This window comes from Listeria sp. MAN/IMW/UF464 (assembly GCF_058683955.1).
Map to the genome: position 1 here is coordinate 1,098,635 of NZ_JBZWZP010000001.1, position 14,349 is coordinate 1,112,983.

14 protein-coding genes are annotated in these 14,349 nt (G+C 37.2%); 8 read left to right on the forward strand and 6 right to left on the reverse strand.

The features are described 5' to 3' along the window. Positions 1 to 6 precede the first annotated feature (6 nt). The 3 genes from AC4PG0_RS05590 to AC4PG0_RS05600 are packed head-to-tail and all read right to left on the reverse strand — an operon-like array spanning position 7 to position 3,099. Entirely contained in the window at positions 7 to 300 is a 294-nt protein-coding gene (locus tag AC4PG0_RS05590; protein ID WP_003760665.1) for an LPXTG cell wall anchor domain-containing protein, read from the reverse strand. A 19-nt stretch (positions 301 to 319) separates the two neighbouring features. Further along, positions 320 to 2,413, reverse strand: coding sequence for a LapB repeat-containing protein (locus AC4PG0_RS05595; protein ID WP_492167359.1), 2,094 nt, complete (start codon positions 2,411 to 2,413; stop codon positions 320 to 322). A gap of 20 nt (positions 2,414 to 2,433) precedes the next feature. After that, on the reverse strand, positions 2,434 to 3,099 hold the full coding sequence (locus AC4PG0_RS05600) for a cyclic nucleotide-binding domain-containing protein (protein WP_033533356.1): 666 nt from the start codon (positions 3,097 to 3,099) through the stop codon (positions 2,434 to 2,436). Positions 3,100 to 3,475: 376 nt separating this feature from the next. On the opposite strand from AC4PG0_RS05600, the gene AC4PG0_RS05605 reads away from it, so the two are divergent. From AC4PG0_RS05605 to AC4PG0_RS05635, 7 genes are all read left to right on the forward strand, one after another. Then, positions 3,476 to 4,423, forward strand: coding sequence for a sugar-binding transcriptional regulator (locus AC4PG0_RS05605; RefSeq protein ID WP_003760660.1), 948 nt, complete (start codon positions 3,476 to 3,478; stop codon positions 4,421 to 4,423). 258 nt (positions 4,424 to 4,681) lie between these two features. Continuing rightward, complete coding sequence (locus AC4PG0_RS05610; protein WP_010990480.1) at positions 4,682 to 5,932, forward strand: NAD(P)H-dependent oxidoreductase; 1,251 nt, start codon at positions 4,682 to 4,684, stop codon at positions 5,930 to 5,932. A 54-nt stretch (positions 5,933 to 5,986) separates the two neighbouring features. After that, on the forward strand, positions 5,987 to 6,367 hold the full coding sequence (locus AC4PG0_RS05615) for a transcriptional regulator GutM (protein ID WP_010990479.1): 381 nt from the start codon (positions 5,987 to 5,989) through the stop codon (positions 6,365 to 6,367). A 24-nt stretch (positions 6,368 to 6,391) separates the two neighbouring features. Then, complete coding sequence (gene srlA, locus AC4PG0_RS05620) at positions 6,392 to 6,913, forward strand: PTS glucitol/sorbitol transporter subunit IIC (protein ID WP_003760655.1); 522 nt, start codon at positions 6,392 to 6,394, stop codon at positions 6,911 to 6,913. A 21-nt stretch (positions 6,914 to 6,934) separates the two neighbouring features. Then, on the forward strand, positions 6,935 to 7,921 hold the full coding sequence (gene srlE / locus AC4PG0_RS05625) for a PTS glucitol/sorbitol transporter subunit IIB (RefSeq protein WP_003765622.1): 987 nt from the start codon (positions 6,935 to 6,937) through the stop codon (positions 7,919 to 7,921). A gap of 19 nt (positions 7,922 to 7,940) precedes the next feature. Next, positions 7,941 to 8,291: a PTS glucitol/sorbitol transporter subunit IIA gene (locus AC4PG0_RS05630; protein WP_033533358.1), complete on the forward strand. Its 351-nt coding sequence runs from the start codon at positions 7,941 to 7,943 to the stop codon at positions 8,289 to 8,291. Between the two features lie 111 nt (positions 8,292 to 8,402). Further along, positions 8,403 to 9,323 (forward strand): ABC transporter substrate-binding protein, encoded by a 921-nt coding sequence (locus AC4PG0_RS05635; protein WP_003760649.1) that lies wholly within the window; start codon positions 8,403 to 8,405, stop codon positions 9,321 to 9,323. Between the two features lie 36 nt (positions 9,324 to 9,359). Here AC4PG0_RS05635 and AC4PG0_RS05640 read toward each other — a convergent pair whose 3' ends face one another. Beyond that, positions 9,360 to 10,556, reverse strand: coding sequence for a serine hydrolase domain-containing protein (locus AC4PG0_RS05640; RefSeq protein WP_003770665.1), 1,197 nt, complete (start codon positions 10,554 to 10,556; stop codon positions 9,360 to 9,362). Between the two features lie 237 nt (positions 10,557 to 10,793). Here AC4PG0_RS05640 and AC4PG0_RS05645 point away from each other — a divergent pair, with 237 nt between their 5' ends. Further along, the gene (locus AC4PG0_RS05645; RefSeq protein ID WP_003765614.1) at positions 10,794 to 11,810 is read left to right on the forward strand and encodes a tagatose-bisphosphate aldolase; all 1,017 of its coding nucleotides are present in this window, start codon (positions 10,794 to 10,796) and stop codon (positions 11,808 to 11,810) included. Between the two features lie 53 nt (positions 11,811 to 11,863). Here the strand turns inward: AC4PG0_RS05645 and AC4PG0_RS05650 are convergent, their stop codons facing one another. Next, positions 11,864 to 13,045 carry a M20 family metallopeptidase gene (locus AC4PG0_RS05650; RefSeq protein ID WP_147732720.1) on the reverse strand — a complete coding sequence of 394 codons (1,182 nt, stop codon included), beginning with the start codon at positions 13,043 to 13,045 and terminating at the stop codon, positions 11,864 to 11,866. Continuing rightward, entirely contained in the window at positions 13,038 to 14,282 is a 1,245-nt protein-coding gene (locus AC4PG0_RS05655) for a Zn-dependent hydrolase (protein WP_492167358.1), read from the reverse strand. Before AC4PG0_RS05655 ends, AC4PG0_RS05650 begins: the two co-directional genes overlap by 8 nt. Between the last annotated feature and the right edge of the window lie 67 nt (positions 14,283 to 14,349).

Consider the following 14,349-nt stretch of genomic DNA (forward strand, 5'->3'; position numbering starts at 1 on the left):
AAGCAATTAAATCTCTTCCCTCACCCCCTTAAAGTGTTTTTTACTTACAAATAAAATGAGGCTAATTCCGGCAATAATAAGTGGTAAATCGCCCGACTCCCCAGTTTTCGGAAGCTTTCTGGGGAACTTTGTAGGATACGTGCCTGTTCTATCATCTGTCCCACTTTTGGCCTTACGAGGGTCTTTCTTAATTACAACGCTTGCTTTACTAGTCGCTGTATCCGCCGTCTTTGCTTCTACATAAAATGGTGCTGCGAATAAGAATAAACAACAAAATATAATGAATCCTATTTTTTTCAAATCGAATAGCTCCTTTTAGTTAAGGCCTAGGCGCATCTTCTAGAGTCCACGTTACCTTAGATTCATAAGCATCCCCCACTAAAGCATCGTTAGGCTGGATTTCTATTGATAAACTATCCTCTAAGTCGAAAATAGTAGAGACAAAGCCTGTTTCTGTAGGAGTTGCTTGTTTTTGTTCAATAGGCTGATTTGCATTATTTAAGTAAACTGGGCTGCTACCTGATGATTTACTTTGATACTTTAGCGAACTTTGAATGATGTCACCGCTGCTATTTGTAAATGTTGTCATTGCTCCAGTTAGCGTCCAGCCTTGCTTTGATCTCCTTCTATCTGTCACCTTTAAATCTACTTTTCCGTCAGCCCCATAACATTTCAGGGTTTGTTTTCTATTTAATATCGGCACCGATTCTGAATTTTCATCTATACCCATCCGAAAATCATTAGGAATTTGGAGCTCCATACTTTCTCTGACGTGAACAACTACGGTTACAGGAATAGCTGTTTGAGAAGCTGGTGGATTTCCGGGAGACGACAGCGTTACAACATAATCACCAGCTTTCGTTAGGTCTACTACTGACTCAAAATCATCCACTAGCGAACCAACACCAGTCAAAGTCGCATTCACGTCTAATCTAAATTGATTAGCATCAATAGCTTCACCAACTAAATAGGTATATTCTTCATCCGCAGTTATGATAGGTGGCTTTGGTTGAAATATAACATCCACATTTACCGACTCACCTCCATCTATATTAGAAGCTTCGATTGTCACTACATATTTAGTGGGATCTGGCGAACTCGGTATTTTGTCTTTAAAATTAGTTGTGATTTTTGATGGTTGGTCTGTTACGATTTTTGCATCTTTTAACAATTGTTCCTCTGTGAGTGGCGTGTCAATATCATAAATAAGTTGTTTTTCATATGATGTAATTTTTGGAGCCACTATATATACTAATGGTTGAAAAAATGTACCATCAAAGATTACCTTGCCAATATCATCCTTAACCGGAGTAGTTTCATCCCATCCATATTTAACGCCTTCTTGAAATCCACCTTCTTTTAAAAATATTTCTGGTTTCTTTTCTATGACATTTTGCTTCCAAGTAATCATGGAAGTTGTATTATCAATTGTCGCAATTGGATCGAACACAGTTATAGGAATTGATTTGTTCACACCTTTAGCCTCTGCTGCCTTTAAAGTAAAATCATATTTTGCTGAAAGATCCATTGGTTCTAAATAAACTTGTTGATAAGTACACACAATTTCGACTAGTTTTGGCATAGAATTATTTTTAAAACTCGATAAATCAGAAATACTATTGCTATTAAGAAGAAGAAACCTCATACTAGCACTAGCATATTTAGCTAAGGGCTCGACATTTGAAATATTGTTAGACGCAAGTATTATTTCCTCCAGCACAGGAAAATTGTTCGGCAGATTAGCAAATGGAGATAAATCACTAATCTTATTCTGAGATAAGTTTAGGAATGCTAACTTTGGTGCATTTATTTTTAAGATCGGTGAAATATCCGTAATTCCTCCTCTTAAAATAGTTATCTCCTGCAAATTAGGATATCCATTTGGTGCTTTTAATAAAGCTGATAGACCTTGCAAATCATCATCTGACCTTAAACTTATTCTATTTAGATTAGTCATATACTGTATACCTTCCAGATTTTTTATAATTACTGTGGATAAATCAGTAAAAGAAGATAGATTATCTAAATCCTTTTGTGTAATAACATCAGTCACAACCCAATCATTTTTATAGCGGATTTGATTATTTAAGTTTGTAACTACCGATTCTGCCATTACCGGATCCGGAAATAAATCTGCTATCGTACTATTCTCGGGTATTGATGAAGGGTTAGCTTTCAGTTTGCTAGGTTCGGTCGACGGTTTTTTTGTTTCAATCTCTTCTGTTTTCGAGGGTTCAGGTTCGGTTTCCGTTTCTTTTTTTTCTGGAGTTTCCTTTATAGCTTCCTCTACTACCGGCTCCACTGGTTGTTCTAGCGATGTGCTTTGTTCCGTCTCTATAGCTTTCGAGTAAACAGGACCGAGAAGCGCCAAAATCAAAACAAAGACCAGAACTATCTTCCAATTTATTTTCATTGTTTTTTAAGCTCTCCTTTTTAAATACTAGTTAGCTGTTTTTCATAGTGTTTTACTACTTTCTTCGGGACTAAGAAAGTTTTTTTATGTGGCTTTAAAATTTCTTCTTCTATTAGACGGATACGCTGTCTATAAAAAGCCGCTTTTGATAAGGTGCTGTATTCAATTAAGATTTTGATTGTAATTTCTGGTGGTAAGACAATATTGCCTTTTTCATCCTTTTCACCAATAAGTTTTCCTAAATACTTAATCGTATAATATAATTTTTCTTGGTGATCTTTGGCATTAAGTAAAGCCTTATAGTATAAATGACGTCCAATCTTTTTTAAAAAGAAATATTGAAAGCCAAAATTTTCTGGAAAGAGCGATAAAGCATATTCGATGTCTTCTTTTTCATACTCATACACGATGCACTCTTCTGAAAGTGCAATATTCGTTACAAGCGGTGGCAAATCTTCCAAAATCGAATAACTTAGAAATACGCCTGGCTCAAAAACAGATAATAATTTTTCAGGCGATTCGCATGTGTAACTGCTTATATAGCCTTTTATTAATAAAATGACACTATTCGGACTTGAAGAATTGGTCATTACATTTTCATTTCGTTTTAATTTACGTTTTTTGTGTTTAATACCGTATTTTTGCATCATTTTGGTAAATTCTTTGTATGTAAATAATTCTTCCACTCAAATCCACTCCTCTTCTAAGATGAACTGTTTAATTAGCATATTGTTGGGCTTCTTAAGAACTAAATTTATACTACCACGCATCAGATATTGCTGTTTCTCTATGGAGAATAAATTATTTGCTTTCCTTTCAAAAATTATTAAAAACGCTTGCAAAATTCCTCGTAAAACTCAAATGAAAATTGTTTGTTATTTTGTCACAAATTAGCAAAAAGCATTTTAAACCATTAAAAAAATTCATTTTCCCTTTACTAAAGTACCATATTTCCCAACGATATCTTTCCAGACGGACAATTCTATGATACTATTAGCATAAAAACATTTGTGACTACAGATAACTTTTGTTCCATTATTATGTAGAATGGAGGTAACAAAGATGAAATGGGAAGAAAAAAGAGATATGGTGAAAATCGCTACATGGTACTATCATTATGGTTGGACTCAAGCGCAGATCGCCAAAAAAATCGGGATTTCAAGATCAATTATTTCTAAAACTTTGCAACGCGCAAAAGACTTAGGTATTGTAGAAATTTTCATTAAAGACGAAACATATTATACGGTAGATTTAGAACAAAAATTAGAAGAAAAGTTTGGTTTAGAAGAAGCGATTGTCGTTGCCACACACGATATGTCCGAAGAAGAAGCCCTTAATTTTCTAGCCAAAGAAGCAGCATATACGCTTAGTAAAAGAATTGCCAAAGTAAATACGCTTGGGATTTCATGGGGGAAAACAATTCGTAAATTTGCCAATGAATTCCCGTATATCCCTCATAAAGACTTAACTATTATTCCGTTAATCGGCGGTATGGGATCAAGCGATATTGACCTCCATTCCAACCAAATTTGCTACGATTTAAAGAAAAAAATGCAGTGTCATAGTAAATATTTGTATGCACCTGCCCTTGTAGAAGATACGGAAATGAAAGCCGACCTCTCTAAAAACAAATACATTAATGAAGTCCTTGAAGAAGGTAAAACTGTTGATATGGCTATTGTTGGAGTATCAAGCCCTTACAATCAAAGTACAATGGAAGAAATTGGTTATATTACCCCCGAAGATATTGAAGAACTTCGATACAAAGATGTTGTCGGCGATATTAATTCACGGTTTTTCACGGCAAATGGCGAAGAAGCAAATACACAGATAAATACACATGTCATCGGGCTCAGTTTAGAAGAACTCAAAAAAATCCCAACAGTCGTAGCTTTAGCAAATGGACTACAAAAAAAAGACGCACTTGTTTCAGCACTTAATGCCGGATTGATAGATGTGATTGTGATTACTGATAGAATGGCTGAATACATCCTACAAAAAAACGATTAACAAATATTCCACCACAAAAAAACATAAAACCCCAAAAGCACTCTCCACCAATGGATTGGGCTTTTTTTATTTCTTTAGAATAAAAAACATTTAATATTTCATTGACGAAAAAAAGTTAAAATGTTATATTTGATTTGTGAAATATGACATTTGTCACTAGTGGTGACAAATGTTACACGATTCGTTTATTAAGATAAAATAGCTTTATCCGGAGTTTTATTTTTAATAAATGAAAACGATTACTAGGAGGAACTTGAAATGACTTTATATAGACAGTTACTTGCCCGTGAGAAAGAAAATAACCCTATTCGCGTCGGCGTTATTGGCGCAGGTCAAATGGGATTCGGTATGATTTCGCAAATTGCCGCTATTCCTGGAATGAGTGTAGTTGGTATAAGTGACATTCATGTGGACGCCGCAAAAAAAGCCGCAGATGCATACAACGCCACAGCAACAAAAAAAGAAAAAATTCTATTATCAAATGACTTTAAAGAAATTATTCATTCTGATCTTGTAGAGGTGATTGTCGATGCCACTGGCGTTCCAGAAGTCGGTGCAAAAATTTCCCTAGAAACTTTACTTGCAAAAAAACAACTTGTTTTACTAAATGTAGAAATTGACATTACTATCGGACCATTAATGAAAAAATTATATGATAGCGCTGGCCTCGTTTATACCGGATCTGATGGAGACGAACCCGCTGCGATAACTGAACTTTACGAATTTTCCAAATCAATGGGTATGGAAGTACTTGTTGCCGGTAAAGGAAAAAACAACAAACTAAAAATTAGCGCTAATCCAGATAGTTGCCAAGTGGAAGCAGACGGAAAAAATATGGCTTCTCACATGCTAGCAGCTTTCCAAGATGGAACGAAAACAATGGCAGAAATGAACTTACTTTCAAACGCTATTGGATATGTTCCCGATGTCGTTGGAATGCATGGTATCTCGGGTGACGTAGATTCCGTCATTAAAGACCTCGATTTAAAAGAGCAAGGCGGTATTTTAAACCAATTTGGTGTCGTAGAATATGTAGATGGCTTGGCGCCAGGTGTTTTCGTAATTGTTAAAGGCCAAAATGAAGGTGTTAGTCATGAACTTAGCTACTTAATGAAAAAAGGTGAACGCGATCATCACATTCTTTATCGCCCTTATCATTTAGCGAGCCTAGAAACTCCACTAACTATTGCGAAAGCTGTTCTGAATCACGATCACGCTATTGTTCCTATGGGAGCTCCCGTTTCCGAAACAGTTGCAGTTGCTAAAAAAGATATAGCTGCTGGAGAAAGATTAGATGGGATTGGCGGTTTCTGTGTCCGCGGTGTGCTCGAAACTCACGTAGATATGGCGGCAGAAGGTCATATTCCAATCGGGCTAATTAGCGGTGAAGTAGTTGCACGCAGAAACATTAAAGCTGGCACATTTATTACCGACGAAGATGTTTCACTCGACGAATCAACTACTGTTTGGAAACTTAGAAAACTACAAGACGAAACATTTAGCAATTAAAGGTAACATGGTGGGAAGCTAGCCCTTCCCACCTATTATAAGGAGGAAAAGTGAATGAAAATTGTCCTTATTGCTTCCGTTATTTTCATCGCTCAGACATTTCTTGCTTTTTTTCAAGTGAGGTATTACCAACATCACATGAATAAAGTTGCGAGTAAATACGCCGGGAAAATCGGTTACCATCTTTATTCTGAAATGGAGCGATTAAAGTTTCGAACAAGTGCTGTAGCCATCTTAGTTGTAAATGAAGAGCATATTGTTCATGAATGCCAAATTTTAACAGGAAAAACGATTTTTGCGAAGTTTAAAACATTTACTGACTATCACCAGAAAGAATTATCCGAAATACTACAAGAATTACATGAAAAGAAAAAGCATTCCATACAAGAAAAAGCCATTATCAAAACTGCCAACAGTTGTATGAAAGCGCTTTAATTAATTAAAAAGGAGTGTTTCCTAGTGAATTATATTGAATGGTTTGGAACCAACTTTATCGGTCTTTTTGAGGCTGGTGGAAAACAGTTCGTGAGCTTTATGACGGGAATTGTCCCGCTTTTAATTGTCCTTTTAACCTTTACGTACTCGATTATTGCATTTATCGGGGAAGAACGAGTCAATCGTGCAATTCAATTTTCAGCTAAAAACATGATTTTACGTTATTCACTTATGCCGATTTTATCTGTCTTAATGCTAACAAATCCAATGGCGTACACATTTGGACGATTCGTTAAAGAACATCAAAAACCTGCTTTTTATGATTCGGTTGTTTCATTTTTACATCCAGTCACAGGGTTGTTCCCTTATGCGAATGCTGGAGAATTATTTGTTTATTTAGGAATTGCTAATGGGGTTGTCGAAGCTGGTTATAGTATGTCTAGTCTTGCAGTTCGTTACTTCTTAGCAGGTATTGTTATCATTTTAATGCGCGGTGTGATTACGGAAACCATTACAAAATTCTTAATGCGAAAAGAAAAAGTCTGAAATAGATAGGAGGCAAATAAAATGTATCAATCAATTCATGTGAATAAAGGCCAAGGCGGTTGGGGAACTGGGCTAGACCTTACTCCAAGCGAACCAAGAACAAAAGTTGTTTCTATTACTGGCGGCGGTATCCACCCCGTAGCTTTGAAAATTGCTGAATTATCCGGTGCAGAAGCCGTCGATGGTTTTAAAAACTCCATTCCCGAAGAAGAAATGATGTGTGTTGTCATTGACTGCGGTGGTACGGCTCGAATTGGCGTCTATCCAATGAAACGTATTCCAACTGTTGATATTCTCCCTTCTTCTCCATCAGGTCCACTAGCAAAACATATTACAGAAGATATTTTTGTTTCGGGAGTGAAGCCAGAAGATATTATGGTTACTTCATCAGAAGCAGATCCCGGAAAACCTTTTGACAGAGAAAAATTTAAAGAAGATTATGCCAAGATTAAAGAAGATCAACAAGAAGCGAGTGATTTAAAAGAAGGCTATCTTGTGAAATTTTCTCGCGGTATTGGTAAGGCAATGGGCGTGTTCTATCAAGCTGGTCGTGATTCCGTTGATATGCTCATTAAAAATATTATTCCTTTTATGGCTTTTATTAGTATGATTATCGGTATTATTAACTACACTGGGATTGGAAAATTAATTGCTAATACACTCTCCCCGCTCGCTGGTTCCATTTGGGGAATGCTTTTAATTGCTTTTATTTGTAGTCTACCTTTCCTATCACCGATTCTTGGTCCTGGCGCAGTTATCGCTCAAGTTATCGGTGTCTTAATTGGCTCACAAATTGCGATTGGCGCCATCCCGGTAACTTACGCCTTACCTGCTTTATTCGCTATTAACGCACAAGCCGGATGTGACTTTATTCCAGTCGGGCTATCTCTTGCAGAAGCTAAACCAAAAACGGTTCAATTCGGTGTTCCGGCCATTTTGTATAGCCGTATGATTACAGGTGTCCTTGCTGTTGTTATCGCTTGGGTATTCAGTATCGGCATGTATTAATTTTTAGGAGGAAATTGCTATGACTAAAAGTAAAATCATTGAAATCGGGCCACTTGTCCCAGCTTTTGAAGAAGAAAAGATCGTCATTTTATTTGGACCAACAGCCACCAATGAATTACGAGAAATCTCCGTTATTCATGAGTTCGAAGCAGCACCCACAAATGCCCTCGCTAAAGGGAATACACTACAAATTGGAGATCAAGTCTATATAATAGAAGAAGTCGGCACAGAAGCAAATAAAAATCTAGAAGAACTTGGACACATTTCTGTTTATTTCCGCTCTGGTCAAAATGAAGTATTACCTGGCGCAATCGTTGTCTCCCCAGAAGTATTTCCTACCCTGGCAATAGGCGACACGATCCAATTTTAAAAAATAAAAATAATTTGTGTTATGTTTCACCTTGTCAATCCTCCCTCTTTTCGATATAATTACTTTTGTAACGATAATGAAAATCATTTTCAATTAGGGAGGAAATGCACAATGTACCAAAAGCATAAATGGGCTGCTATTTTAATGACTGTACTTTTAGCAGTAGTACTAACCGCTTGTGGCAACTCTTCGGATAAAGATTCAAGCAAAGAAAAAGAAGCTGCGACAAAAACAGTAACTGATACAATGGATCGTAAAGTGGAAGTACCAACAACACCAAAAAGAATTGTAGCACTTCAAAACGTAAGTGAAATGGAAATTCTAGGCGTAAAACCTGTTGGTACAACTGATTATTACATCACTACATATCCCAAAGCAACTAAAGGGACAGAAAGTGTTGGTAATGATAAACCAAGTATTGAGAAAATCGCTAATTTAAAACCAGATTTAATTATTATTAGTGATTATCAAAAAGACCTTTTAGAGAATTTAGAAAAAGTTGCGCCAGTTTACATCTCACATTTCGGTGATACTCCTGACAAACAACTTTCTAATATCGCAAATCTCTTAAATAAAAAATCAGAAAAAGAAAAATGGGACAAAGATTACGCTCAAAGTTCTAAAGAAGCTAAGGCAACGTTAAAAGATGCTGGCGTGGAGAACGAAAAAGCTGCTGTGATTCAATTCTACGGCAAAGAAATTTATGTTCATGATGCGAAAGTATTTGACGGCTTATTCTCTGGAGCTGGTTTTACTCCAACTGATGGTGCTAAAGCAAACAAAGAAACAAAAGCAATTTCAAGTGAAGCTATTCCTGAATATGCAGCCGGAGCGGATCGTTTATTTATCTTAATGCCTACTGATGGTAATGAAGATTCTGTTAACGAAATGCTTAACGGGGTCTGGAAAGATATTCCCGCTGTGAAGAAAAACCAAGTATATAAAGTAGATAACACCAAATGGAGTGACTACAGTGCCGCTGCTCAACTTTATCAAATGGAAGATGCGGTAAAACAAATTACTGGTAAATAAATAAAAACTCGATTCTGTTAACAGAATCGAGTTTCTTTATTTGTTTAATAAACTATAAATATGATTGTTCACTTTTCCAAAAGAAGCAATCTTGTTTTGGACATTAGAGAATAAAATCACATAGGTTCTGCCAGTGTGGCTCATGCTATTAGAAACATCCCAACCAGTTACAACCCCGTGGCTATTATAACTCCCAGGATCTACATAAAAGCCCATTCCATAATTAGATTTACTACCCGGTGTGAACATTTTTTTTAAGCTTGCTTCCGAGATTAATTTTTTATCCATTAATGCTTTATCAAATAAATACATATCCGTAGTAGACATACTAATATCCCCTGATCCATATAATTTGGTTAAGTCTACTAATTTCGGATTTTGATAGACTCCATCGTCGTCTATTCTATAACCTGTTGATACATTTTTTCCCCCATCAACATCTTTTTGAAAGTATCCAGTATGTTTCATTCCTGCTGGTTCAAATATATTTTCTTGCAAATATACTGCGAGTGGTTTGCCGCTAACTTTTTCTACGATATATGCCGCTACACTGTAATTTGCATCCATATAATCCCATTTCCCAGGTTGTGATTTAATTCCCCGCTTCTCAATAGCTGCAATCAATTGTTCCGGTGTGACATTCCCAGATACTTGCGGACGTCCGACAATCCCAGAAGTATGATTCAAAAAGTTTTTAATTAAGATTTTATTACCATTAGGAAAATTAGGTAAATACTTCGATACGGGATCGTTTGTATTTATTTTACCTTTTTCTTCTAATTGTAATAAAGCTGCTGCTATTATCGCCTTTTGAGAAGAACCGATATAATATAATGTATCCGGTGTATTTACTTCTTTTGTATCTCGATTAGCATACAAATACCCTTTTTGTAGGACGATTTGGCCGTCCCGTATAACTAGGGCTGAGCCGCTAAATCCGATTTCTTGTAAATAAGCATCAATTTCTTTGTTATTTACTATCGTTTCTTTTGGCTTTTCTTCAACTTTTTCCGGCTCTTTTGGCTTTTCAGCTTTTTTGGTAGTCGGTTTTTCCTTTGGCTTAGTGGCTGTAGTTGCTTTTTTCTTTGTTGGTGCGGATACTGTTTGCTGTTCTTTACTTTTAAATTCATAGATCATCCAGCTAGTGGCCATAAAAAAAAGTATAAGTACAGTACTCAACACGATAAATACGTTCTTGCGTCTTTTATGTTTTAGTCTTTCGCGTCGATTCATTTCATCACTCCTGGTCTAGTCTAATCGCTAACTGACTTTCCCAAAAGAGAATGTATTAAAAGAAATTATCCCAAATTTCTAATAATACCTAACACTCCACATATATCGTAATTTATTATCCAGGATAAATCAATACGGAAATATACCTATGTTTTAAAAAAAGTTATAAGTGGTATACTAATGATGGACAAATTGATAAAAGCAACGACAAATTGCTATAAAGGAGACTAGATAAAAATGGTACAAATAACAAAAGGTAAATTTGATGGTTTACAAAGACTCTCCAACGATAAAGGCGTCATTGCAGCACTTGCCATTGACCAACGTGGTTCACTGAAAAAAATGATTCAACAAGCAAAAGGAACAGAAAACAAAAAAGATGTGGAAGACTTCAAACAACTTGTTTCTGAAGAACTTACACCTTATGCTTCTGCAATTTTGCTTGATTTAGAATATGGTACTCCAGCAATCAAAGCTCGTCACGAAGGTAGCGGACTTTTAACTTCTTATGAAAAAACAGGTTATGACGCAACTACTCCTGGTAAACTTCCTGATTTAATTGAAGATTTATCGGCACTTCGTATTAAAGAAAACGGCGGAGATGCTGTTAAAATTCTTGTTTATTATGATCCAGATGAACCTGCTGAAATCAATGAAATTAAATATGCCTTTTTAGAAAGAATTGGTGCAGAATGTCGCGCAGTTGATATTCCATTTTTCTTAGAACCAATTACTTACGATGCAAAAGTTACTGATTCTGGTTCTTTAGAGTATGCGAAATTAAAACCAGCGAAAGTAAAAGCATCTATTAAAGAATTCTCTAAACCTCGTTACGGTGTAGATGTACTTAAACTAGAGGTTCCAGTAAACTTCAAATATGTGGAAGGTTTTGCTGAAGGTGAAGTAGCTTATACGCAAGATGAAGCAGCTCGTCATTTTGAAGAATGCTCTGACTTAAGCCCACTTCCATTTATTTATCTAAGTGCTGGTGTAACTTCTGATATGTTCCATAAAACAATCCAATTTGCTAATCAACATAACGTACAATATAGTGGTGTACTTTGTGGTCGTGCAACTTGGGCTGATGGTATCGAAGTTTATGGTAAACAAGGCGATGATGCTTTACGCGAATGGCTTCGTACTCAAGGGAAAGAAAATATTACTTCTCTTGATAAATTACTTGATGAAGGTGCCGTTCCTTGGTGGACAAAATACGGTTCTTTTGAAGACGTACATGTTGTAGAAAAACAATAGTCGATATATAAACAGCCTCAAGCGAGTGAAGTCGCTTGAGGCTGTTTTTTTGTTTAAATCTCATCTTGGTTTAAATAATTATAGGCGAACTGGGCGTATAGCTCTGCGCCGTTTTTCATGACACTTTCATCAATATTAAAACGTCCATGATGGTGGGCCCATTCGGTATCTTTTTCGGGATTTCCGGAGCCAACCAACGCAAAACTCCCGGGAGCTTCGTCTTGAAAATAGCTGAAGTCTTCGCCGCCGGTTGTTGGGCGTTCAAAGTAAAGCATTTCTTCACCGAATGATTCAATGATTGTTTTTTGGACGAGTAATGCGCTTTTTTCATCATTAATAACTGGTTGTGTGCCTTGTTTATAAATCATTTCAGCTGTGCCGCCGTAGATAGCGGCTGTTTGCTTCGCGTAGTGTTCAATTGTTTTTGCCACTTTGGCGCGGGTTGTGTTGTTAAAGCAACGTAGCGTCCCTTCTAATCGGGCATTTTCAGCGATAACGTTATAGCGTGTGCCGACTTCCATTTTTCCAATTGTTACGACGACCGGATCAAGCGGGTCTGTTTCACGGGCTACAATTGCTTGAAGGTTCATGACAAACGAAGAAGCAATCACCGCAGCATCGATTGTATCATGTGGCATTGCTCCGTGACCGCCTTGACCTTTGAAATCAATTTGGATGATGTCCGCAGAAGCAAATGTCGAGCCAACTACGCAAGATATTTTATTGCTTGGGGTTTGGGACCAGATATGGATACCAAAGACGTGATCCACGCCCTCCATCGCTCCTTGGGCAATCATTTCTTTCGCGCCTTCAGCAATTTCTTCTGATGGTTGAAAAATGAAGCGGACTGTTCCGCGTAGCTCACTTTTAATTTCCACGAGTGCTTTTGCTGCGGTTAATAGCATGGCTGTGTGGGCATCGTGACCGCATGCGTGCATTTTGCCGTCTTCTGTAGATTTATAAGAAAGATCTTGGTTTAATTCTTGGACTGGTAGTGCATCCATATCCGCTCGTAAAGCAATCGTTTTGCCTACTTTATCGCCTTTTAAATCTGCAATTAGTCCGGTGGGATTGGTACGTCGGTAAGGGATTCCGAGCTGATCTAGTTGTTTTGCAACTTGATCGGTTGTTCGAAATTCCTGCCATTGCAGTTCTGGATGCATGTGCAAATCGCGGCGGAAGGCTATCATATTTTCTTCATTATTTAAGACTATTTGTTTTATTTTATTATTCATGTTCGCTTTCCCCCGTCCATTTTTTAACTGTTTCAAGTACGACTTCGATGCCTTTTTGGAGCTTGTCGTAATCGGTCCATTCTTCTGGTGCATGGCTTATACCTTTGTGGCTTGGTACAAAAATAAGTCCTACTTCGGTTAAACTTGCGAAAATCATTGCATCGTGTCCTGCGCCGCTAACCATTGTTCGATATTTAAGACCAAGTTTATCGGCGCTTTCGGTCAATGCTTGATGAATTTCTGTTGATAAATATGTTGGTTTTTCATAGAGCATATCTTCTATTTCACACGTAATACCGTTTTTTTCGAAAGCTTGAATAACTTTTTTTGTTTTTTCTAATGTATTTTGGACGTGGATTTCGTCTTTTGCTCGAATATCTACTGTGAAAACGACTTTGTTTGGTATTACATTGGCGCCGTTCGGGTAGACATTAAGTTTGCCAATTGTTAAGACAGTTCCGCCGCCTTCTTGGATAGCTAGTTCAGGAAGCTTATTAAGAATTTGGACAGCTGCACTTAGAGCATCTTTTCGTTCTAGCATTGGGGTTGTTCCGGCGTGACCTGCTTGACCATTTACGGTAACTTTTATTTCTGTTAAACCAACGACCGTGTCAACGAGCGCAACATCTTCATTCGTATTTTCTAAGACTGGGCCTTGTTCGATGTGTAGTTCAATGAAAGCTTTGACGGAATCTTTGGACCGAATGGCTGTATGTACTTGATTTGCGTCAAATCCTAGGTTTGCCATAGCTTCTGCGGCAGTAACACCATTTATATCTTTCATTTCATGTAGCATTTCTTTTGTAACTTTTCCTGTAATTGTTCGGGAGGCAAGTAGTCCCGCTCCGAAACGAGATCCCTCTTCTTCCACCATTGCGATGATTTCAAGTGGAAAATGGGGTTTTATTTGCTGTTCATGAAAAACGCTAGCTACTTCAAGCCCAGTTATAACACCTGCTGGACCGTCAAAAGCACCACCATTTGGCACAGAGTCAAAATGAGAACCGACGATTACTGCTGGTAAGTCTGGATTGTCGCCTTCTAGTCGTCCGTAGATATTTCCAATCGCATCTTCTGAGACAGTAAGGCCTACTTTAGCCATTTCTTCTTTTAAATAATTACGCGCGCCGTGGTCTTCTTTGCTATATGTAAGCCGAGTTGTCCCCTGACCCGGAGTTGCTGTAAATCTATCTAAATTTTCTATGTGTTTTTTGATTCTTTCAAGATTTGTTTGCATGAAGCATACCTCCTTTTTTCTATTTTACAGGAAACTTGAAAAAATGCTCGCTAAAACAACTCACAAA